The organism is Shewanella sp. CG12_big_fil_rev_8_21_14_0_65_47_15, from assembly GCF_002783505.1.
In the GTDB taxonomy this organism is placed as follows: Bacteria; Pseudomonadota; Gammaproteobacteria; order Enterobacterales; family Shewanellaceae; genus Shewanella.
In genome coordinates this window covers 1-23627 of the sequence record NZ_PFGL01000053.1, presented here as the reverse complement: position 1 = coordinate 23627, position 23627 = coordinate 1, and the positions used below count along the sequence as shown (strand labels likewise).

At 47.8% G+C, this 23627-nt stretch carries 20 protein-coding genes; 16 read left to right on the top strand and 4 right to left on the bottom strand.

The features are described from left to right. Positions 1–301 precede the first annotated feature (301 nt). Both COW15_RS14770 and COW15_RS14765 read right to left on the bottom strand, forming a co-directional pair. Positions 302–1021 (bottom strand): hypothetical protein, encoded by a 720-nt coding sequence (locus tag COW15_RS14770; RefSeq protein ID WP_293633270.1) that lies wholly within the window; start codon positions 1019–1021, stop codon positions 302–304. Positions 1022–1674: 653 nt separating this feature from the next. Continuing rightward, the gene (locus tag COW15_RS14765; RefSeq protein ID WP_293633269.1) at positions 1675–2778 is read right to left on the bottom strand and encodes a phosphoribosylaminoimidazolesuccinocarboxamide synthase; all 1104 of its coding nucleotides are present in this window, start codon (positions 2776–2778) and stop codon (positions 1675–1677) included. 520 nt (positions 2779–3298) lie between these two features. Between COW15_RS14765 and COW15_RS14760 the strand changes: the two genes are divergently transcribed. The 4 genes from COW15_RS14760 (at position 3299) to nrfD (ending at position 8149) form a co-directional block, all read left to right on the top strand. Next, on the top strand, positions 3299–3916 hold the full coding sequence (locus tag COW15_RS14760) for a pentapeptide repeat-containing protein (RefSeq protein ID WP_293633268.1): 618 nt from the start codon (positions 3299–3301) through the stop codon (positions 3914–3916). A gap of 421 nt (positions 3917–4337) precedes the next feature. Further along, on the top strand, positions 4338–6620 hold the full coding sequence (gene phsA / locus COW15_RS14755; RefSeq protein WP_293633267.1) for a thiosulfate reductase PhsA: 2283 nt from the start codon (positions 4338–4340) through the stop codon (positions 6618–6620). 12 nt (positions 6621–6632) lie between these two features. Next, positions 6633–7199, top strand: coding sequence for a 4Fe-4S dicluster domain-containing protein (locus tag COW15_RS14750; protein ID WP_293633266.1), 567 nt, complete (start codon positions 6633–6635; stop codon positions 7197–7199). A gap of 2 nt (positions 7200–7201) precedes the next feature. Continuing rightward, entirely contained in the window at positions 7202–8149 is a 948-nt protein-coding gene (gene nrfD, locus COW15_RS14745) for an NrfD/PsrC family molybdoenzyme membrane anchor subunit (RefSeq protein WP_105251317.1), read from the top strand. 88 nt (positions 8150–8237) lie between these two features. On the opposite strand, the gene COW15_RS14740 is transcribed toward nrfD, so the two are convergent. Both COW15_RS14740 and metJ read right to left on the bottom strand, forming a co-directional pair. Then, the gene (locus COW15_RS14740; protein ID WP_293633265.1) at positions 8238–8981 is read right to left on the bottom strand and encodes a sulfite exporter TauE/SafE family protein; all 744 of its coding nucleotides are present in this window, start codon (positions 8979–8981) and stop codon (positions 8238–8240) included. A 94-nt stretch (positions 8982–9075) separates the two neighbouring features. Further along, positions 9076–9390 (bottom strand): met regulon transcriptional regulator MetJ, encoded by a 315-nt coding sequence (metJ, locus tag COW15_RS14735; RefSeq protein ID WP_006083215.1) that lies wholly within the window; start codon positions 9388–9390, stop codon positions 9076–9078. Between the two features lie 212 nt (positions 9391–9602). Between metJ and metB the strand changes: the two genes are divergently transcribed. From metB to COW15_RS14675, 12 genes are all read left to right on the top strand, one after another. Then, the gene (gene metB / locus COW15_RS14730; RefSeq protein ID WP_293633264.1) at positions 9603–10766 is read left to right on the top strand and encodes a cystathionine gamma-synthase; all 1164 of its coding nucleotides are present in this window, start codon (positions 9603–9605) and stop codon (positions 10764–10766) included. Between the two features lie 11 nt (positions 10767–10777). Beyond that, entirely contained in the window at positions 10778–13171 is a 2394-nt protein-coding gene (locus COW15_RS14725; protein ID WP_293633263.1) for a bifunctional aspartate kinase/homoserine dehydrogenase II, read from the top strand. Positions 13172–13409: 238 nt separating this feature from the next. Then, positions 13410–14297: a methylenetetrahydrofolate reductase gene (gene metF / locus COW15_RS14720; RefSeq protein ID WP_293633262.1), complete on the top strand. Its 888-nt coding sequence runs from the start codon at positions 13410–13412 to the stop codon at positions 14295–14297. 302 nt (positions 14298–14599) lie between these two features. Beyond that, complete coding sequence (slyA, locus tag COW15_RS14715) at positions 14600–15079, top strand: transcriptional regulator SlyA (protein ID WP_293633261.1); 480 nt, start codon at positions 14600–14602, stop codon at positions 15077–15079. 1 nt (position 15080) lies between these two features. Further along, positions 15081–16139, top strand: coding sequence for an HlyD family secretion protein (locus COW15_RS14710; RefSeq protein ID WP_293633260.1), 1059 nt, complete (start codon positions 15081–15083; stop codon positions 16137–16139). A gap of 15 nt (positions 16140–16154) precedes the next feature. Next, positions 16155–17183 carry a DUF2955 domain-containing protein gene (locus COW15_RS14705; protein ID WP_293633259.1) on the top strand — a complete coding sequence of 343 codons (1029 nt, stop codon included), beginning with the start codon at positions 16155–16157 and terminating at the stop codon, positions 17181–17183. Between the two features lie 149 nt (positions 17184–17332). Then, positions 17333–17959 (top strand): c-type cytochrome, encoded by a 627-nt coding sequence (locus COW15_RS14700; protein WP_293633258.1) that lies wholly within the window; start codon positions 17333–17335, stop codon positions 17957–17959. 10 nt (positions 17960–17969) lie between these two features. Then, positions 17970–19037 carry a c-type cytochrome gene (locus COW15_RS14695; protein ID WP_293633257.1) on the top strand — a complete coding sequence of 356 codons (1068 nt, stop codon included), beginning with the start codon at positions 17970–17972 and terminating at the stop codon, positions 19035–19037. A gap of 362 nt (positions 19038–19399) precedes the next feature. Then, on the top strand, positions 19400–19600 hold the full coding sequence (locus COW15_RS14690) for a hypothetical protein (protein WP_293633256.1): 201 nt from the start codon (positions 19400–19402) through the stop codon (positions 19598–19600). A 284-nt stretch (positions 19601–19884) separates the two neighbouring features. After that, the gene (locus COW15_RS14685; RefSeq protein WP_293633255.1) at positions 19885–20727 is read left to right on the top strand and encodes a hypothetical protein; all 843 of its coding nucleotides are present in this window, start codon (positions 19885–19887) and stop codon (positions 20725–20727) included. Positions 20728–20729: 2 nt separating this feature from the next. Further along, the gene (locus COW15_RS14680; protein ID WP_293633254.1) at positions 20730–22325 is read left to right on the top strand and encodes a hypothetical protein; all 1596 of its coding nucleotides are present in this window, start codon (positions 20730–20732) and stop codon (positions 22323–22325) included. An 889-nt stretch (positions 22326–23214) separates the two neighbouring features. Further along, positions 23215–23586, top strand: coding sequence for a DUF2750 domain-containing protein (locus COW15_RS14675; protein WP_011626036.1), 372 nt, complete (start codon positions 23215–23217; stop codon positions 23584–23586). Positions 23587–23627 lie beyond the last annotated feature (41 nt).

The following is a 23627-nucleotide window of genomic DNA, read 5'->3' as shown; positions in this document are numbered from 1 at the left end:
TGGCTCAAGCTCAGCACTGAGTTTGGCGAACTATTTCATGGCCCATTCGTTTTTGGTAGCTGGGCTCTTTGCCTTTAGCAACCAACGTCAACATTAAGCACTGTTATTCCAGTGACACGCCGCCAATGGTCACTTCCATATTAGTGCTTAATTTCGTTAATTCCCAAGTATACCTGTGACTAAATTTAATAATGGCTGTCTCGGTAAAGCTGTTTCGGTAAAGCAATGCATGTCCGATCTTTTGGCCCTGTGCGGAGCCGCATGCCGGGTGGTGTGGGGGCTGGAGGCTAGAGACCTCCGGCTACCCAATTAAATGATTTTTTACTTCTTCAGCAATTCTATTTAGTTCAATATCAGCAGTCAGATTTCTGCCTAGAAACGGTGCGATGATTAGTTTTGTGGCATGATTTGAACTTAGAATCTTTATGGTATTTCGTTCACTGATGGTCACAGTTTGTTCATTAACCTGAGAAGAATATTCTTCATCCCAAAATGCCAGTTTAAATTCTTCTGTGTGGCCTTGGCCGAAACAGACAATAACTTGTGGTTTAAACTGACTAACTAAGTCATTTAGTAGTTTAAACCTTGTGTTAGCACAATATGTTTTATAATGGTATTTAATCTTTGTTTTTGTTAGCAAAACGTGATCATCTAACCAAGAATCGATGTTGGCTGCGGGTAGGGGAAATAAATTAATTTTAAACTCGTTTGAGTTTTTATCACAGTAATGATTTTGCATGTACTCTTTGTAATGTCCTTTAAAATCGAAGACATGACAGAGGATTTTTGCAATCTTTTGGTCAAACTGCCATTTGTAAAAATTTGGATTATTGTCTTTCCATTCAGGCGAAAGGTGGGGGACGACATAGTTTGAACTAATGTAAGTTGGCCTTGTTATTTCATCAGTGATTTCTTCGTCAGATGTACCCCATTCTAGACCTGATAGCCACAAGGGGGCACTAATGTTGCCACCATCAAAACCTATTAGCTTATTCTCTAAACTACTATAAAAATCATTCATAAATATTTACCACTGTTCTATCAGAATCATTTAACACTATTGCCAATAGACAAATGTGAACGTTGTAGGGTGAAGCCCTGTGAGTATTTGTCCCTGCCACGTTGTTTATGGCGATTTTGTGCAACTTGCCATACGCTAGCTTTTTCATTGAACACTTTATAAATGAAAAATAACATTAATAAGGCAAAAGAAAGATCGGACAGGCACAATTCTTTCTGAATTTACAGTCAACACAGAAGTCACAGAAGTTCACCTTCCCCTGCGAAGTTGCCGCGGGGCGTTGGAATAAATTGCGTGAGTCCAGCCATGGCTGGCTAGCTTCCGTAGGTACAGGGACGTTGCCTTCGGAAGCGATAGCAATTTATCCATAAGACCAAGGCCTGATTTATAAATAAAGCGTTAATGCATGTAACTTCGCTAGGGGCGTCATGGAGCATCCAAGGAGGATAGGACGAGCAGTCCTCCTTGGTCGGGTGTGGGTTGAAGACCCACGACTTTGACTTTAGCTTTGATTTTTCTCAGATTAACATTTCAGAATTGAGTTAAATCGACTCATACAAATAAATCCAAACCCAAGTTTAAAAAACAAAAAAGGCGCATAAGCGCCTTTTCTACTATTCAGTTATGGGCATCACCCAAAACCTATGATTTGATTAAACAATCAAATCATATTCCTCTTTGAGGATCTTAATGATATCTGCCTTTGGATTCGCTGGCAGTGGAATCGCCGCGCCAGTCACCTTCTCGGCAACGCCGGTGTAAGTGCGTGACACTTGCATCATGGCCTCGAGTGGCAGGTCATTGTCGCGGGCTAGGGCTTCACGCTCTGGCATTCTGTCTTTGTTAAGCAGCACATCAGGATCGGGGAAATGATTCAGCAAGAACTGGCGGAAACCCTCTTTAGAGTTTTCTAAAATCTTGCCATCGTGGTAGGCGGCGCCGTCCCAAATACGTGATGAGTCTGGGGTGCCCACTTCATCCATATAAATCAGTTTTGAGTTGCCATCTTTATCGGTGACATAGCCGAACTCAAATTTAGTGTCGACAAACACTTGGTCAATGTCGGCCAGCGCTTTTGATATCACTTTAAAGCCATCTTTTAACAGCTTTTCGTACAGGTCAATATCTGAAAGCTTTTCAAAGCCAAAGGCTTGGTAGTTGGCTTCGATATCGCTGCGGCTGATGTTGACGTCGTCCTGCGCGGGCACACCTGGGATACCGGTTAAAATGCCTTTGGTCGAAGGGGTGATCAGTAAGTCTGGCAGCTTTTGATCTTTCTCTAAGCCTTCTGGCAGTGTGATACCACAGAATACGCGCTCGCCCTTAGAGTAAGCGCGCCACATTGAGCCGGTAATGTATTGGCGGCAAATGGCTTCGACCTTAATCGGGCGAGCTTTTTGGACTATCCAAACAAACGGGTGCGGGATATCCAAAATATGGCTGTCGGCTAGGCCGTTTTCGGCGAACAGTTTAAACCAATGGTTTGAAATCGCGTTTAATGCTGCGCCTTTACCGGGAATGCCCTTGAGGCCGCCTTCACCGTGGAAGATACAGTCGAAGGCCGAGATACGATCACTAATCACCATGATGGCGAGTGGCGTATCTTCGGGGACGTTATAACCCTTGGTTTTGATTAAACGGCGGCTGTCGGCATCGGTTAGCCAGTAAACGCTGCGAACCTTGCCGCTGTGGACTGGGCTGTCGGTGCGGATTGGCAAATCGTTATTCACGGCTAATACGGAATCAGCAAGACTCATGACGAGTATTCCTTAGGATAGAGAGTGTAGGGATAAGGTTTTTATAGGTATCGGTTTGCACTAGGGCCATGCTTCGAGCGAGCGCCTTGTTTAGTACAACCTTTTTATTGTTTACCAAAGTCTTACCATTTAATAGGGTGAGTCCGTTGGTAGGATTTGATATTAAATCTTGAACAGCAAAAGTTTTATTTTCGGGCGGTGTTTGAATTGTGTTTGTTGGAGATAAGGTAAGGGATGGAATAAACGCAGGGCAAGGTTGGCACCACAGTGGAAGTGGTCTGCTAAAGCGGGCTGGGCCCGTGTCATTTTGCTCGAAAATGCTAACCATTAATCCGAGAGAACCTTGTTCTAGACTGCCGCGAAAAAGTGCCGACATTCTACCGTTTTTGACGAAATTTACCATGGCTATTTGTGCGACGCAGTGGACAAAATCCTAAGGTTTATTGATGATGGCGCAATTGGCCGTTGAATAATGTCTGTGGAATTATGGCATTGGGATCATTTTATCAAGGGGTAGGTAATGGCATTTAGGATTGGCCAAAGGGCGGCACCACAGGGTAGCCATTTTTTATCTGAGCAGTTTAGTGGCTTATCCGAGAATGCGCAGGAGTGGCAGGGCATCGAGTTTGAGGATTGCTGCTTTCAAGATTGTCATTTTAGCGAGAGCGTTTTTCGTAAATGTAAGTTTATCGATTGTCGCTTTGTGGGCTGCAACTTGAGCTTAGTGAAAGTGCCCCAGTGCCAGTTCAGTGGGGTCGAGTTTGAAGAGTGTAAGTTAGTCGGTATCGATTGGACCCGCGCCGCGTGGTCGCGTTTATCCTTTGCCGCGCCCTTTTCTTTTAAGCAATGCATTCTCAATGACAGCTCATTTATGGGCCTGTTGCTCGATGAAATCATCATCGAAGAGTGCAAGGCTCACGATGTCGATTTTCGCGAGGGCAGTTTTAATCAAGCCAATTTCACCTACACGGATTTTAGTCATAGTCTGTTTGGCCGAACTCAATTATTGGAGGCGGATTTCAGCGAGGCATCAAATTACGATATCGACATTTTTAACAATAAAATCAAAGGCGCTAAGTTTAGCCGCGACGAAGCGATTCGGCTGCTCAACTGCCTCGATATAGAGTTAATGGATTAATGCGATTGTAATCAGTTTGCGCCCGCTAGTGCGATGTTCTTATCCTGCTAGGGTTATCGCAATTGACTAAAATGTCAGTTTTCTTCTAAGCCGTCAGTGTCCAAGCTGGCGGCTTTTTTCTGCCCATATTTTAAGACCTATTGATCTTATTCACGTATTTCAGCGTCAGTCTTAGGTTTTAGTTGCGATAGATCACACCGAGCTTCCCCATGTGGTTTACCACAATATCCGCCTACCTCTTTCGGGATAACAATCTTAGTCGATAAGCAGCGGATCCAGCGGATGCCTGTATTTTGAAGATATGGCGGCGCTGTTTTTACGCTTTTATAACTAAAAAAGTAATCAAATCAGTGAGCAAACCTCGGCTCGATGGCGCCAAAAATGGCGACTGACGGGTGGGATGAGCGTGATGGAGGTAACCATGATTGAGCTTAATAGGCGAACCTTTTTAAAGGGAGCGGGAGCGAGCAGCGCCACCTGTGCGTTGGCCAGCCTGCTGCCGGGCAGCTTAGCGGCATTAGAGAATAAGCAGCTAAAGGGCATAGGCAAAGACATTGCCAGTATTTGCGAGATGTGTTCGACTCGCTGCCCGATTTCGGCGCGGGTGATTGAGGGCAAAAACGTATTCATTAGTGGCAATAAGGCCGCTAAATCCTTTGGCGGTAAAGTGTGTGCCCGTGGCGGCGCAGGCCATAGTTTATTGTACGATCCACAGCGTATCGTTAAACCGTTAAAGCGGGTCGGTGAGCGCGGCGAAGGCAAATGGGCCGAGATCAGTTGGGATGAGGCTTATCAATTAATCGCTGTAAACCTCAATAAAATCAAAAAAGAACATGGCCCAGAAGCCGTGGCATTCTCGTCAAAATCTGGCTCACAGGAAAAGCATTTGTTTCACCTTGCGACCGCCTTTGGCAGTCCCAATACCTTTACCCACGCGTCGACTTGCCCCGGCGGTTATGAAATTGCCGCTAAGGCTATTTTTGGCACTAAGGTCAAACGAGATTTAAGTAACTCTAAATACATCATTAACTTCGGCCATAACCTGTACGAAGGCATCAATATGTCCGAAACCCGCGGCATGATGGCGGCGCAAATGGACAAAGGTGCCAAGCTAGTGGTGTTCGAGCCAAGATTCTCCGTCGTGGCCGACAAGGCCGATGAATGGTACGCCATTCGTCCCGGTACCGACGTGGCCGTCGCATTGGCGTTATGCCATGTATTGATTGAAGATAATCTTTACGACAAGGCCTTTGTCACGCGCTATGTAGAAGGCTTCGAAGCCTTTGCCGCCGAAGTGAAAGCCTATACTCCTGAATGGGCCGAAACCATTTCCGATGTGCCTGCCAAAGACATTCGTCGTATCGCCCACGAATATGCTGCTAAAGCGCCCCATGCCGTGGTCGATTTTGGTCACAGAGCCACCTTCACCACCGAAGAGTTTGAGATGCGCCGCGCCCTGTACGCCGCCAACGTCTTGATTGGTAATATTGAGCGTAAGGGCGGGATTTATATCGGCCAGAAACCCGGTGATTACAACAAGCTTGCCGGTGAAGCGGTTGCGCCCGTATTGGCAAAACCTGGCGTGAAAGACATGCCAAAACCAGCAGCGAAACGAATCGATCAGGTGGAAGAGCAGTACGCCATGATGTGGACATCGGGCGGCGTTTACCAAACCATTCTCGATGCCACCTTAAGCGCAGTGCCCTACCAGTTACACGGCTGGGTGATGTCACGCACTAACCCAATGCAAACCATGACAGACAGAGCGCGTGTCGTTGAAGCTTTGAAAAAGCTCGACTTTATCGCCGTGTGTGATGTGTATATCAGCGAAACCGCCGCCTATGCGGACGTGATTTTACCTGAGTCGACTTATCTTGAACGTGATGAAGAAATCGCCGATAAGTCAGGTAAAAATCCCGCCTATTATGTGCGCCAACGGGTCGTTGAAACCTTAGGTGATACTAAGCCTTCTTGGCAGATCTTTAAGGATGTGGGTGTGGCTATGGGCCTTGGCGAGTTCTATCCATGGGAAAACATGGAAACCCTGCAAATGCTGCAGGTGAACCGCGACACTGACCTGCTGCGCCGTATCAAAAACGAAGGTTTTGTGAGCTTTGGTAAGCCAATTATGTTGTGCGAGCCTAAGATGGTTGCCGAGTTTATTAAGGCATACCCCAATGCGCGACCTGCCGATGAAGACGGCACTTACGCCAGTGCACTCACCTTTAAAACCCCGAGTGGCAAGATTGAACTCACCTCCGCGAAAGTCGAAGCCATGGCACCGGGCCGTGGGGTGATCAAGTTCCGCGAAGTGAATCTTAAAAAAGCAGATGAGCTGTACTTTATCCAAGGCAAAGTGGCGGTGCACACCAATGGCGCCACCCACAATGTGCCTATGCTCGCTAACCTGATGTCGGATAACGCTGTGTGGGTTCACCCCGTCACTGCGGGCAAATTAGGCATCAGCAATGGCGACCCAATCCGCCTCACCAGCAGTGTTGGCACAGAAGAAGGCCATGCCTTAGTCACGCCGGGTATTCGCCAGGATACTGTGTTTGCTTACATGGGCTTTGGTTCTAAAAACAAAGAGTTGGTCAGAGCAACGGGCAAAGGTATCCACTGCGGTAACTTACTGCCGCACGTGACGGCTCCTGTGTGTGGCATGACAGTGCACACCACGGGCGTCACGCTGGCAAAGCGCTAATCGGAGGCTTAAATGAATAAACGATATGTAATGGTGCACGACGAGAATAAGTGCATCGGCTGCCAAGCCTGTAACGTGGCGTGTCGCAGTGAAAATGGCGTACCCGAAGGCGTAACTCGTCTGCAAGTGCGTGTGGAAGGCCCCTTTGGTGAGATGCCCAATCTGCATTTCAAATATCACAGGGTATCTTGCCAGCAATGTGAAGATGCGCCCTGCGTTAAAGTGTGCCCAACAGGCGCGGCCTATGTGGGTGAAGATGGCATTATCTCTATCCATACCGATAAGTGTGTCGGTTGTATGTACTGTGTGGCAGCGTGCCCTTATAAAGTGCGCTTTATGAACCCAGAAACTAAGGCGGCGGATAAGTGTAACTTCTGTAAAGACAGTCGTTTAGCACGGGGCGAAGAGCCAGCGTGTGTGACTGTGTGTCCAACCGATGCCTTAGTGTTTGGTGATGCTAATGATCCACGCAGTGAAGTGGCCATCATGCTCAACACAAAAATCACTTACCAAGATAAACCCCATTTGGGCACAAAACCTAGGGTATATCGCGTTCCTACCAAAAGAGGGGGGATTTGATTATGAACAATACTTGGGGCGACATGGCGCAATATGATCCTGTCACTTGGCACTGGGTCATCGCCGTTTACCTGTTTATGGCGGGGTTATCCGCGGGCAGTTTACTGATTGGCATTGGTTTGCGCTGGGCGAATAAGGAGCTCAGCGCGGGAGCCGAAAGCAGCATTCTTAAGGCGGCAGCCATTATTGGGCCTGTGGCAATTAGCTTAGGTCTAGCTTGCTTAGTGTTTGACTTAACCAAACCATTCCACTTCTGGTTGATCTTAATTCACTATAACTTCCAGTCTGTGATGGCAATCGGGGTGCTGGCGCTGCTGGCGTATTCTCCCTTGGCCTTTGCATACGCCATTATTGTGCTGCGGGATGACTTACCAAAATGGGGTTTGGGTTTCCTCACGCCTATCGCTAAGTTACTTATGCCATTTCGAAAGCTGATTGAAGTATTGTTGTTTGTCCTCGCGATTGGCGTAGGGGCTTACACTGGCTTCTTAATTTCGGCGATGAATGCCTATCCTATGCTCAACACTGCGGTACTGCCTGCGCTGTTTTTAGTGTCGGGTTTGTCGGCGGGCGCTGCGGCCAATGCGGTACTGGCGTTGCTGATGTTTAAGACTGACAGCCACGACAAAACTTTAGTGAAGATGCACGGTTTAGAATTGCCTGTGATGGCGATTGAAATTCTGTTTCTGTTTATGTTGTTCTGCGCCTTGTACTTCAAGGGCGGCGCAGCGGCTGCGGCGCTGGCATCGTTAACCTCTGGGCTATGGGCAAGCGTGTTCTGGATTGGCGTTGTCGGTATCGGCTTTGGTATTCCATTGCTGTTTATGCTGCTACCCGCCGCGACTCGCCACACTAAGGGCGCGATGATTATGGTGGCCTGCGCGAGCTTAACGGGCGTACTCGCCTTAAGGCACTTTATTGTGTACGCAGGGCAAAGCTATTTAAGCTGAATGCAATGCAGTTAACTGATTGATATAAAGTAAAAAGCACCAATGCTATTGGTGCTTTTTTAATAGGATTTTATAGGGCGTGTGGCAACTACTGGGGTAATAGTTCAAGTACAGATTTAATGGTCAGCACCAGTGCGCTTATCACACACAGCAATAAGGTCGCTATTTTGGTTTTATGCTTATCGACTCTGCCTACCAGTTTACCGGCCACCAGATAACCTAGGAGCACCGAGGGTAATAACAGTAGGGATAGCCATACATGTTTGATCTCGAGCAGACCCGTTACGGCGAGAATCACTATGGCTATGGTGGAGCTAAAAATAAAAAATGCCGATAGTGCGGCCCTAAATTGCGAGACATCCTTACCCGATAATAAAATTGCCATCGGCGGGCCACCAATAGCGGCGATATTGCCAAAAATCCCTGAAATCACCCCCGCTCCAAAGAGGGTTTTCTTATTCACGGGCAGGCTGAATTTATACAGGCTGAGGATCACCGCGACAGCCACAATGGCGGCAATGGATAACCCGAGTATGGGCTGAGGCGCAAACAGCAATAGGCTCGCGCCGATAAAACCACCGGGCACGCGGCCTAGGAGTGCATATTGCAAGCCATTGAATTCTAAATGACCTCGTTCACGGATCAGGGTCAATAGGGAGATCGAAAAGCCCATGGCAATAACGGGACCGGGCACGAGATCGGGGTCGACGATATACAGCAAAGGACTGGCGACCACCGCAAGGCCAAAGCCAATCAGGCTCTGGGTTAAGGCGCCCAGAAACACAATCAGCGAGGCCAAGGCGAGTGTCTGTGGATCTATCATAGAAAACATAGGGTTCCATATAAACAAATAGGGATCGTTAACGATCCCTATTGATGAGCACTGTGATCTTGAAAGTAACTGCAGTCTTGGAAGCGACGAGTCGCTATTCCATGTCTTCCCACTCGATTCCCATTTCGTCCATCAGCAACTTGGCTTCGGCGGGAATGCTGTCGGGGCTGTCCTTTGACAGATCTTCATCGTTAGGCAAAGGCTGGCCTGTATAGGCATGCAAAAATGCCTCACACAACAGTTCACTGTTGGTGGCGTGACGCAAATTATTGACCTGACGACGAGTGCGTTCGTCCGTGAGGACCTTAAGCACCTTGAGCGGAATAGACACAGTAATTTTTTTTACTTGTTCATTCTTCTTGCCATGTTCAGCATAGGGGCTGATGTATTCCCCATTCCATTCAGTCATTGACTCACCTGTTATAACGCTAAATTCGGGGCAGATTTTAAACCCTTACAAACAACAGTCAAATTATTGCTACTATTTCTTGGGGATTGCAAACAGATTTCTTTATGTTTAGACGTCTAAACGTCTTAACGCCTATTGACGATAGGGTTGGGCTTAGGTACATTTAGACGTCCAGACATCTCTATCAGTCTACCGAATTTAGGAGTCCACCCATGGCAGAGCGTCAATTAGCCACACTGGCAGTGCGTCAGGGTATCGAAAGCGATACTCAATATGGCGCAGTTGTGCCACCGATTTATTTGTCGACTAATTACGCCTTCGATGGTCATAAAAATCCCCGTGAGTTTGATTACAGCCGTTCAGGCAATCCAACGCGCTGCATTTTAGGTGAAGCATTAGCCCAATTAGAAAAGGGCGCGACTGGTATAGTGACCTGCACTGGCATGGCGGCCATCACCTTAGTGACCACTTTGCTTGGCCCCGATGATCTATTGGTCGTGCCTCACGATTGTTACGGCGGTTCCTACCGTTTATTTACTAACTTGGCGAAGAAAGGCCAGTTTAAGCTGATTGTGGTCGATCAAACCGATAGTCAGGCATTAGCCGCCGCGATTGCGCAAAATCCTAAGATGGTGTGGCTCGAAACCCCGTCTAACCCGCTATTGCGAGTGGTGGATATCGAGGCCATTGCTAAGGCGAGCCATAGTGTCGGCGCGCTGGTGGTGGTCGATAACACTTTTTTATCGCCGATATTGCAACAACCCCTATTGTTAGGCGCGGATATCGTTATCCACTCCACCACTAAATATATCAATGGTCACAGCGATGTGGTTGGCGGCGCTGTGGTCGCCAAAGATGCACAAATCGGTGAAAGCTTACACTGGTGGTCGAATACTCTAGGGCTAACGGGCTCGGCCTTCGACAGTTACTTAACCCTGCGCGGCCTACGTACGCTAGCGGTGCGCATTCGCGAACATCAAACCAATGCCCAGCGCATTGTTGAGGTATTAACCCAAAGCCCTGTGGTGAGTAGAGTCTATTACCCAGGGCTTGCGGATCACCCGGGCCATGCCATTGCAGCCAAGCAACAGAAGGGCTTTGGCGCTATGCTGAGTTTTGAGCTCAAGGGCGGCGAGGCCGAAGTGGTGGCCTTTTTAGGTGCACTCAGCTTATTTAGCGTGGCGGAAAGTTTAGGTGGCGTCGAAAGTTTAGTGGCCGTGCCCGCAACTATGACCCACAGAGCGATGGAGCCGCAGGCGCGCTTCGAGGCGGGCATTAAGGACACCCTATTGCGTTTATCGGTGGGTATTGAAGATGCCGCCGATTTAGTTGCAGATATTCAAGCAGGATTAGCCGCCGCTGCGGCTTGTCAGTAGAGGAATAATAGATGGCACGTTGTCACTTACATAAATTTGGTGGCTCCAGTTTAGCGGATGCCGATTGTTATCGCCGAGTCGCCCATATCCTGTTAACCCACGGTCATAGTGATGATCTTGTGGTGGTCTCTGCGGCGGGTAAGAGCACGAATTTCCTGTATAAATTATTAGCGCTGCGTGATGCGGGTCAGCTATGGCAGGAAGAATTACAAGTGCTGATCAGTTACCAGCAGGGGTTGATTGAGCAGTTATTGTCGAATGAACAGGCCCGGGATCTGCGTGAGCGCTTAACCACGGATAAAGCGCAGCTTATCAGTTTATTGTCCTTAGACGAGCGTAATGACTACCAAGTTAACCAGGTGGTGAGTTTTGGCGAGCGTTGGTCGGCGCGTTTAATGGCGGCGCTGCTGCGCGAATCTGGCGTGGCCGCAAGCCATGTGGATGCCTGCTCAATCTTAGTGGCCGATGAAGCTGCCGTGCCGCAAATTCGGGTGCAGGAATCCCGCACTAAAGTACAAGCCCTATTAGCCGCCCATCCCAATGAACGCTTAGTGATCACAGGTTTTATCTGTGCTAACGAGCGTGGCGATACCTTGTTACTCGGTCGTAATGGCTCAGATTTTAGTGCCAGCTTAATTGCTAGCCTTGCCGATATCGAGCGGGTGACCATTTGGACCGATGTGGAAGGGGTGTTCAACGCCGATCCGAATAAAATCAACGATGCCAAGCTATTGAAAAGCATGTCACTTGCCGAAGCCGATCGCCTAGCGCGTTTAGGCTCGCCAGTATTGCATTCGCGCACTCTGCAGCCGCTGTTTAATACTGAAGTGAGCTTAGCGGTGCGTTCAAGTTATGCGTCCCACACTGACTTTACCTTGATCGCGCCCCACAGCTCGTCGGCGAGCGCGCCCGTGGTGACTAACCTCAATGCAGTCGTCTTATTCGGCTTTAAGCTCACGGGCGAATTAACAAGCCTATTAGATCTATTGATCGCCGCGGGTTTAACGCCATTAGCCCATTGGACCTCTGCTCACCAAAGGGTTGAGCTTGCCTATACCGCTGAGAATCAAAAACAAGTGCAAAGATTACTCGATACCGAGGCACAAGCGTTAGGGATCAGCGATCAGCAGATCAATACCGATCTTGGCCTAGTGGCATTAGTCAGTGCCGATGCCGAACACTATCGCCGCGGTTTTGCCCGTTTACTGAGCCGCGATGCTAAACCTTTGTTTAGTGGTGATTTAAGTTTAGTAACGCTAGTGCCACAGTCGCAGGTGAATCTGTTAACGCAAAAGGTGCACCGCCGCTGTGCGGGGCCGCGTAAACGCATTGGTGTCCTGCTGCTCGGTGTGGGCAATATCGGCGAGGCTTGGGTCAATCTGTTTAAGTCGGTATCGCCCTCACTTGACCATGAGTTGGAGGCTAAGGTTGAGTTAGTGGGATTAGTTAGCTCGAGCAAGGCTCTGATCAAATCTGCCGGCATTAACTTAGCCAATTGGCAGGCTGAGTTCGATACGCAAGCAACGCCTTGGCAGTATGAGCACTTGTTCGAACAGTTAGAGCAAGTTAACTGCGATGAGCTGGTGGCCTTAGATATCAGTGCCAGCGCCAGTTTAACGCTGCAATATCCAGAGCTGTTTGAGCGCGGCATCCATGTGGTGAGCGCGAATAAACTCGCAGGTTCTGGCCCATTGCCCTTCTACCGTGAGTTAAAGCAGCAATTGGGTAATCGTCGCTTATTTTGGCGCTATAACGCCAGTTGTGGTGCGGGCTTACCCATCCAGCATGCGTTAAATGATCTGTGTAATAGCGGTGATAGCGTTGAGGCTGTAGGCGGGATTTTCTCTGGCACTCTGTGTTGGTTATTTGAGAAATACGATACCAGTAAGCCTTTTTCTGAATTAGTGATTGAAGCTAGAGGCTTAGGTATTACTGAGCCGGATCCCCGCGACGACCTGTCTGGTCGTGATATGCAGCGTAAGTTGTTGATTCTGGCCCGCGAGATCGGTCTTGAAATCGAGCTTGAAGATATTGAACTGCGCTCATTAGTACCTGCACATTTGGCGGATATTCCCTTAGAGCAATTCCTTGGGCGGATCGCTGAATTAGACGATGAATTACAACAACAATATGGCGCGGCGGCGGAGCAAAATAAGGTGCTCAGATACGTGGCATCCTTAGATAATAGCGGGCCAGAGCTTAAAGCTGAAGTCGGTTTGCAATGGATCGATGCCCATCATCCCTACGCTAATTTAACGCCGGGGGATAACGTGTTTGTGATCCGCAGCGCCTTCTATCAAGGCAACCCTCTGATCATCCGTGGACCGGGCGCAGGGCGGGAAGTGACGGCGGCAGCGGTGCAGTCGGATCTGACGCAGATCTGCCGCGATCTATTGCAGGAATAGATTTAAATTCAAAAACTTAAAGGACTCATTCGAGTCCTTTTTTATTGGCTAGAATAAATCTATCGAGTTAACAGAGATTAAATGCGGTTTATGGGCATTTTGGGGCTTGACTTACACCTCAGTTTCTCTAGTATATGGACATATGGACGTCCAAACGTCCATTTAATTAGAACCACTGAACAATAGAGTCGTGCCATGGGCGGTTAGTGTCGTGCCAAGGGCGGTTGAGGAATTACACATGGCTTTTCATCACGCACAACATTCACATTCGCTGAACCAGAGCTTGTCTGAGCTTAATGGCGATATTAATGTTTCTTTTGAGTTTTTTCCGCCATCGACCCCCGAAATGGAACAAATACTGTGGAATTCTATCCGTCGTTTAGAGCCGCTTAACCCTAAGTTTGTGTCTGTGACCTATGGTGCTAACTCAGGCGTACGTGATCGCACCCACGGCGTGATTGAGCGTATTCAACAGGAGACCGACCTCGTTGCCGCGCCGCACTTAACCTTAGTCGATGCCAGCGATGAAGAGCTATTAGAGCTAGCTAAGCATTACTGGAAGTCGGGCATCCGTGACATAGTGGCGCTGCGGGGTGACTTACCCGCGGGCAGCCCTAAGCCAACCCGCTTTGCGGTGGATTTAGTACGTTTACTGCGCTCAGTGGCGGACTTTGATATTTCGGTGGCGGCTTATCCAGAAGTGCACCCCGATGCGAGCAATGCACAGGCAGATTTGATCAACCTTAAACGTAAAATCGATGCGGGTGCGAGCCGCGCCATTACCCAGTTTTTCTTCGATGTGGAATCTTACCTGCGTTTTCGTGACCGCTGCGTCGCGGCGGGTATCGACGTTGAAATCGTCCCCGGTATCTTACCTGTGACTAACTTTACCCAGCTAAAACGCTTCGCGGGCATGACCAATGTGAGTTTGCCGAGCTGGCTACATAAGCAATTCGATGGCCTAGAAAACGATGCGGGAACACGTCAATTAGTAGGGGCCAATGTCGCCATCGATATGGTGAAGGTTTTATCCCGTGAAGGTGTGAAGGATTTCCACTTCTACACCCTAAACCGCGCCGAACTAACCTATGCTATTTGCCACACTTTAGGTGTGCGTCCTAAATAAGTGATTGTTTAATAAGTTACTATGCTAAAAGCACCGATCCTCATCGGTGCTTTTTTGCTTTTAAAATCTAACAAAATGTATGTTTCATCTTGGGTATTCATTTCTATTGTATCGGTTTTACCTTTTCTTCTTTTTCTTGCTAATCGTATTTTTGATAATATTCAAAAAAATTAATTGAATTATTTTTCATTAAGTTAGCTCAAAAATATCCCTGAAAATGGGCTATGGTAGCTTTTATCTTAGTTTACTTAGCCTGCTAACTAAGTATAATGCTTAGCAGGCTAAGTAAAGTGGTGAGCGTGATGCAAACAGAATTAGAGCGTTTAAAGGAATTATCCCTCGCGGAACATTTAGGGCGTCTGCATCGGCTGTGGCGTACGGTCGCAGATACTGAACTCGCCCCTCTCGGATTGACCCATCCTAGATGGACGGCACTGTGGAAGCTGCTGCGCCTTGGCGACAATATCAGCCAGAAAGTGTTGGCCGATGCGTTAGAAATTGAACTGGCCTCTTTGATGCGGACTTTAGGCCAAATGGAGGAGCAAGGTTTGGTCGAGCGCCATTGCTGCGCCAAGGACAAGCGGGCCAGAATTGTGAGCCTGACACCCGCGGGGCGGGATGTGTTAAAGCAAATGGAAGCGCGGATTATTCAAGTGCGGCGTGAGTTGCTCTCAGGGATCAGTGCCAGTGAGCTCAGCGAATTTGAACGCATTATTGGCCTGATCAGCGATAACGCCTTAGCCAAACTGACCAAGACTACCGAAACCTTTAATGAGAAATAAAATGACACCGGATCAACAATTTGCCCGCTTAGTCAAAATTGCCATGCTCGGTTTTGTGCTGATATTTGGCTATTTCATGTTTGCCGACACTATGATGCCATTAACGCCCCAAGCGATGGCCACCCGAGTGGTGACTAAAGTGACACCGCAGATCAGTGGCAAAATTCAAACTATAGCCGTGACGAATAACCAAGCCGTTGCCAAGGGCGATTTGCTGTTTCAAGTCGACCCAACGCCCTATGAGCTGGCCGTATCACAGGCTAAATTGGCCTTAGAGCAAGCCCGCCAAGACAATGCCGAGTTAGATGCTTCACTCTTAGCCGCCAAGGCGGAGGTGAATGCGAGCCAAACTACGGCAGAACAAAAACGCCGAGAAGCAAAGCGCCTCGATGCCCTGTATGCCACCCATGGTGTATCGCAGCAACAGCGGGATCAGGCCGATAGCGATGCCGACGCGGCACAAGCCAATCTGCTAGCGGCCAATGCCCGCCTAGAAAAACTTAAGGTTAGCCGTGGGATGTATGGCGAAGAGAATCTTAAGGTGCGTCAGGCGCAAAACCATCTAGCCCAAGCCGAGCTTAATTTGTCCTATACCCAAATCCATGCCGATCAGGATGGGATAGTGACTAACCTGCAGTTAGAAGTCGGGAGTTTTGCGACTGTGGGGCAACCTTTGCTCGCATTAGTTTCTGATAAAGTTGATATTATTGCCGATTTCCGAGAAAAAAGCCTACGCGGAGTTAACGCATCTTCGACCGCTTTGATCGCGTTCGATGGTGAGCCTGGCCGTTTATATCGGGCGACGGTGAGCAGTGTCGATGCGGGGGTGAGTGCAGGGCAATTCGATGCAAATGGCCGTTTAGCGGCGCCGCAGGAATCGGATCGTTGGGTACGAGATGCCCAAAGACTCAGATTGCACTTAATGTTGGATGGCAATGGGATGAAAGATCTACCAGCGGGGGCGCGCGCCACAGTGCAATTGCTGCCAGATAACGGCCTATTTGGTTTGCTTGCTAAGGTGCAGATTAAGGTGATTAGCCTGTTGCACTATATCTATTAATATAGGGCGAAGAGCATGTTACTACGCCATAGCCCATTGACGGCCAATGATTTACGCCAGTGCTTGCGCATTGCGACGGGGGGGACGATTGGCTTTACCCTGTGTAAGATTTTTGGCTGGAGTAACGGGGTATTTTTCACTGTCACCCCTATGTTGTTACTGGGTTTAGTGCCCGTGATGAGTGGTCACGCCATGCGCCAATTATTGGCCTCATCGGCGATGGCTGGGGTTGAAGTTGGGTTACTCGGCGGTTTCTTTGGCAGCCATCCCGGTTTGATGACTCCCCTAGTGTTTTTATTGTTTCTTTACCGCTTTGCAGCCATGTCCCGCGGCAGTTTGTTCCTCTTTGGCGCCAACGGTGTGCTGAGCCTGAGTATCATGCTGCACTTTGCTAGTTATCCCGGTGTTGACTTAAACGATTTAATCTTCAGTAATTTTTGGGCAACGGCACTGTCGGGGGTCATCGCCTACGCCATGACGGTACTCTGGCCCGATATCGAGCCAAGGGCCGCTTACAAACCTGGACCTAAGGCGCCACATAGAATGCGCCACGAAGCGTTGCTCGGTGCCAGTATTGCTACTGCATCATTTTTGGTATTTCAAATATTTGATCTACGGGACTCGATGTCGGCGCAGGCAACGACTCTGTTGTTGCTATTCCCAATGCACTGGAATGGAGCACTCGACTATGCCCGTAAGCGTGCCATAGGGACTCTGCTGGGCGTGTCGTTTGGGGTATTAGTGCAGTTGCTACTCTATGATTGGTCAGGGTTATTGATATTAATTGTACCTCTGCTGTGGATTGGACTGATGATCTTTAGTCAAGCCCATGTCAGGGAGGCCAGTGGCTCTGGTGTCGGTTTCGGGGCTATGACCATGCTCGGTATCCTGTTTGGCCAATATCTGACTCCGGGTAATGACCTGATTTTCAGTGCGCTCTATCGGGTAAGCAGTATTTTTGTGGCGATAGTCGGCACCTTATTCCTCTGTTATTTGATCCATAAGTTATTGAATAGTTTTGAATCGACAAGGTTTGGTTATTAATAAACTAATATTAGATTTTTTTAATGCTTGTCCCTCGGCCCTTCGAGTAGTAAGGTACTTGGCATTCGTTTAGCGTCAGCTAGGCGTGTGAGCACTTAACGTTATACAACCTCCTATGCTTAGAGCTTAACTCTCTTCAAGGATAGAAAATGAACATTAAAATTAAAATATTAGCCACGGGCGTAACACTATTAAGCGGTTATGCTATGGCATCGGTTGCCCTCGCCGCAGGAGCAACCGCCATCCCACAACCTGCACAAATCTGTGTGACTTGCCACGGAATGGAAGGTGAGGGAATTGAACCCCTCGGCCCTCGATTAGCTGGGTTATCAAAGGACTATATCACGACGCAATTACAGCATTTTCAGGCTGGTGTGCGCCAAAATGCGACCATGATGCCGATGGCGATGACGCTTCAAGGTGATGGTATCGCACAAGTCGCCAGTTATTTTTCCGCTAAGCCAACCAATGATGTCAAACCCGTTATCCGTGGCGAACAGGTCACTTTCAGTGATGATACCGCCCGTTTGGCCTACCAAGGTGATTGGTCCCGTGGTTTACCCGCCTGCGTGACCTGTCATGGTCCTTCGGCACTGGGTGGCGGCTTATTTCCCCGCTTAGCAGGTCAACAGGCGAGTTATATCAAAACGCAATTATTGGCATGGCAGTCGGGAACGCGCAAAGGTGATGTCGATGGCATGATGGCGAACGTGGCCAACAAGCTGACCGCCGCCGAGGTTGATGCCTTAGCGAACTACTTTGCTAATTTGAAATAAGGAGCTGGCCATGAAATATTCCGCAATGTTATTACTGGCCGCGCTGGGGTCGTTAACCGTGCAGGCGCAAGCCGAAACGGATCCGGTGCAAGAGCGCCCAGATAAACAAGCCCCGCTGCCTTCTTTCCCTAAGGTTGCAGATCAAACCTATCTAACCCCTAGGCCTTTGAGCGCGATCCCCGAAGGTGCCTTTGGTGATAAAGTGCGTTTGGGTTATCAACTGTTTGTGAATACCCAACAGTTGCGTGATAAGTATGTGGGTAACGAGCTTAACTGCGCTAACTGCCATATGGATGCGGGCCGTAAAGCCAATGCATCACCCCTATGGGGCGCGTATTTTGCTTATCCGGCTTATCGAAAAAAAGACAATAAAGTCAGCAGCTTTGAAGAACGCATTCAGGGTTGCTTTAACTATTCAATGAATGGTAAAGCACCGCCAGCGGGTAGCCCTGAGTTAGTGGCACTTTCTGCCTATGCCTATTGGTTAGGCATGGGGGGCTTGATGGATGAAGCTAATCTTAATGACTCAGTGCCAGAGCTAAGCGATGCTGAACTGGTCAAAGGTGGCAAACGGGAAGACTTTCCGCTACCTGAGATATTAGCTAAAGCAATGACCGTCGAGCAGCGTGCTAGCTTGCCGGGTCGTGGTTATCCTGAGATCCCAAAACCCGAGCAAGCCTATTCACCCGAGCGTGGTAAAACCGTCTATGTCGCCCATTGCCAGACTTGCCATGGTGTCGATGGCCAAGGTCAAGCGATTGCAGGCGTGTATGCGTTGCCGCCGCTGTGGGGACCTCAAAGTTACAACTGGGGGGCGGGCATGCACAGGGTCAATACTGCCGCATTTTTCATCCATGAAAACATGCCCTTTGGTAAGAGTATGCAGCTAACGAACCAACAGGCTTGGGACGTTGCCGCTTACATCAACTCCCATGAACGTCCACAGGACCCACGTAACAAGGGTGATGTGAAACAGGCGCAGGAGAAATACCACAATGACAGCGATTACTATGGTGTCGAGGTCGATGGCAAAGTGCTAGGCACTCAGGCCTATCCTATTTTCCCTAAGAAGTCATAGTTGAGTCGCTTTGATTAAGTGCTCGTGCGGTGAAATAAAGCGAGTTAATAAATAAAGCAGAAAAGCCAGTAAGCCTATAGCCTTGCTGGCTTTTTTATTGGTCAAACATGTGTTGGTCAATTGTACTGAGTCATCTTTGATTTAAAATACAGAGAATTTAGCCATGGTGGCTCATTAAACTAGCTTATTAAACTAATATAGCTGCAAATTTAACCTTAAAAGTTAACTTAAATGTTAGCAATGTACTGTTGGATGAACTATAACTTTAGCTGTTGCTGTCCTGCGAAGTCATTTAGCTCGTTTTACGTCGAGCGAAAACGAAGAGAACATGGAGGTTCATCTAGTCAAACAGGAGTGTTGCTATGGCTCATCTCAACATAACAGCCAATGGTTATTTACTCACCGCGATGCCTGATATCGCAGATTTTCATGCGCACTATTACGGCTCAACTTTTATCCCTTCAATTACCGCAATTAAACGACCGACACACAGAACGCTTCAGAAACTCTACCCAACCGGGGTGTCAATTGCTTTACCTGATGGTTATCTGCAGACCGGATAGGGAATGTAGTTGGTGTCTGAGTTATCAGTCTGACATTGCAAGCATTACAAATCTGTCATCTGGTATATATCAATCCGACAAAAGTAGCCCTTCGCCCTCTTTATGGTGAAATTGGCGGTCATCTTGTCTACCTGAATAACGGACAGATTCAGACTCAAGGTTCGACATATTTTAAGCTTTTTCTCTGTAGCGCTTTGGGCTGTAGCGCATTACCAAACAGCCTTAAGATCAATAGGGCCTAGCTCAATTGGTTGTTCACGTTTCATAATAGAGGAGAATTAAAAATGGCTATACAACTTGAAATAGAAGATGGCAACCCTGCTTGGTATCTTAGTCATGATGTATGGACGGTGCCGGGTGATAACCCTGAAGGTTCGCCGGGAGTTCCTGTCGTCGGAAATAACTGTTATCTATGGGCTCGAGTTCATAATAACGGTACTACGCCTGTAAGTAATGCAACAGTTCGGTTTTATTGGGCAAACCCATCAGTAGGTTTTGACCGCAACACAGCTAATTTCATTGGCACGGCTTTTGTCTCGCTTGCCGCTTCTGAAGTAGCTGAAGTACTGTGTTTAACACCTTGGGTCCCTGTTTTTGTCAACAATGGCCATGAATGCATTTTAGCTGAGGCATTTCATCCCAGTGCGGATCCACTTCCTGCCAGCCCCGTGTTCAATGTTCCAACCGATCGTCATGTTGCACAGCGTAATCTATCGGTCGTTGTAGCAGCCAACTCGATGTTCCACATGGCTTTCGAAATCCACAATCCGGGTCGCAAACCACGTCGTTTTGAAGTAGCGACACAGCTCGGAAAATTTGAAGAGCTTCGTACTTTGCAAACAGTTTTACCCGATGTGAAACTTCCGCCAAAAGCAGGCAAAGTTGAGTTCGTCGGCTTTATTGACAAACATTGTCCTACTGAAGCCGAGTTTAAGAACGCAAAACCAGTTGTTCAGGCGATAGAAGTAGCTGCGGGTAGCCGTAAAGGAATGACACTCGTCGGTAAGCTGGAAGGTGATGGTGCACTTATCCACGTGTTGCAAAAAGATGGCGAGCAAATTATCGGTGGTCTTAGTGTATTAGTTTTGTCTGAAAAAGCAGCGCACGCCTGCAATAAAGGAGAATAGTCATGGCCCTGCAAATGATTATACCCAACCGTCCATTTTCTACAGAACCAATTACAGGCATGATGTTACCTGATGGTATTTTTGAAATTTCACTCGGAAAACAACGTATTAATGCCCATTTTACAAATAGCGGTGCGGCACCTGTCGCGAATGCAACAGTTTATATTGAAAGTGTTTCTCATCCGGGCATTGTAATTACACCTGCAACCTTTCCTCTGAATAATGTACAAAGCAATGTTGCGCACTTATTTGGTTGGGACGCTGATTTTAGTGCGTGTAGCCCTGGTAAACATTTGGTTAGCTTTATTGTCGAAAGTGGTGCAAGTAAAAAGCGTATCATCAAGCAAATTTTTGTGACTCACGTATCTTTTAACACTGCGACTAAAGAATTTACCGCTGTGACTCCTGAAGGCGCAATGACGGTTGTCTTTGACACTATCTTTGGTCCTTCAAGTCGCGGGTGTTGTACACCACGCCCTAACAGCCCCAAAGAGCCAGACAATAGTTGTTGTAAGGACAAACATCAGCGAAAAGAGCAACCAAATGTCATTGCGATTCTAGGCGAAGTGGCCAAAAAAGGTACTTTTGATCGCGATTTCAAACTGTGCTCACCCTATTACTTGCCTGGTAAACTGCATCTCAGTATTGTGCCTACGCCATCTTTTAGCGGTCAATTTGGTGATCTGCCCTTTCAGGACCCATGGTGGAAAGTTCTGATTGCAATCATTGCTGCATTGCTGGCACTTGGTGCAGCAATTGCCGAAGCTATTGATGGCTCAGGTGATTTAACTACTAGCGGAACTGGAACCGCGACGGACATCGATGGTGATGGCATTCCTGACGACTGTTGTGATGTCGGTGTGACGGTCAGTGGAGGCGGTAGTAGCTATGTTGCCGCCGGGCTTTTAGCTGCGGCCGCAGTAGTAGCTACGATTGCCGCAGCTTCTGATAAAATCGATCCTGTCCGGCGTGGTCAAAAAAATACCATACCCGCTGCCGGAGAGATCACGATAGGTGAAACACTGGAAATGTCTTTTGCATACCCAGAACCCGTCAAGGCTGGAACGGCTTTTGTCGCCGGCTTGAAATGGCTTTATACGCGGATCACAACAGGTGCCAGTTATACGTATAGTGCAACAGATTTGAATAAAAACGTTCATGTTCTTACGCACTACGATATTGATGCTCCAGATGTCATTAAAGTGTATAAACGCGAGCGATTTATAGTGCAGGCTTCATTTTTTGATGAGAATGAAAAAATACTCAAAGGTTCTGAGCTTTTCGTCCAATGTTATGCGGTAGGTCCCAATGGCGAGCTACGGAGGTTTCAGCTACAGGATCATGGTCAAAGTGATGATCAAAAGGCGAATGACGGCATTTATACAGGAGGAATGTATTTCTCTACAAAGGATGGCGGTTTGTGGACTTATTATGTCATTGCGCAGGATATTAATAACGCACAACCAGACATGAAACCTGAAGACGCTGCCCAGATTGTTGGCGGTATGGTCCTCACCGGACAATTGACACTATCTTTTGATGGTGGAACATGTGAGTTTGTTCCAGATGGACATGTCAATGTCATTGTCCCTAATTAGTCTAACCACGGGTTAGCATTTATAATTATGCATCACACATAAGCGGAGCTGCGAAACACGTCGTGTAGCCCGCTTATCACTGCGTTAAATGTCCAAGCTATAGCACTTTGAGTAAATAGCTCAAGACTAAGTAGCGAGGACAGTATAAATAGAAAGAGTTCTGCCTGTCCCATCTTTCGTCATCTTTCGGCGGCCTTACGGCCGAGGTGAATCAAGGTCGTGGGGCTTCACCCCCTGATGTTAAATCAAGAGCCGACCAAGGAGGACTGCTCGTCCTATCCTCCTTGCCTATTATTTTCACATCAGCCAAGACGCCCCTAACGGAGTTGAAAGCCCCTTGGGCATTTAGCGTCCTTATGCTATCGCGTCAGACGCTCGTCCCTGATTCGACTAACGCTATCTCGGCATCCATGCCTCGCTCACGCAACGAACACAAATGCCCAGCGGCAACTCCGAGGGGAGGATGAACTTCTGTAGTCTCGGTATTGGCTGTTAATCCCAAAAGAGTTGTGCCTATTCCATCTTTCTTATTGATTTGAAAACCTATCTTGAATGCATGAAACGTATCGAGGGAGTCGAACCCTCTCTACGTTTTCTAAGAAGCTGATTTACGCTGGTTTTTGGTCAAAGGAAACAAACTCTTGTTACACCTTACTGTATTTCCTAAGTAAGAGGAAATACCAAATGATATCCACCTCCTTTTTTAACAAGCCAAAATGCTTCTCGGTTAATAGGGACTCGATTTTTCAGGATGAAAAACGTTGATACCATACTGAGGTTGATGCTAACTTCTTAGAATAATTAAATTATTTACTCAGCTAATTCCAATGTTCAACTCTATTCGTTGGTTTCTAGTAGAAGAGCGGGTAATACACTGTTAGGTGTTCTTATGAGTATGATGTCGCAGGTGGCAGCATTCTGCAGAGAGGTGTACAAGACGAAACTGCTTTGGACTATTGAATTTGAAGATGAATCTTTATTGCAGTGGTTTGAAGAAGATGGTTCACAGGTACTTCCATTTTGGTCTTCTGAATCCAGAGTAACAAAAGTGATTGAGCTCCTTAAAGATTTTGATAGCGGAGTACCGACTTCAATAGAACTCGATGAATTTGAAGCTGAATGGGTACTTGATTTGGTTGCGTCAAATATACGTATCGGACCAAATTGGACAGGAGAAAATCTTTCGGGTACTACGTTCGAAGCAAATGAAATGATTCGGCGTATCTATCGACAAGGAAAGCAAACTAGTAAAAACACCTAACAAATAAGGATAGGCCGCGCATAGCCGCGACCTTATCCCAA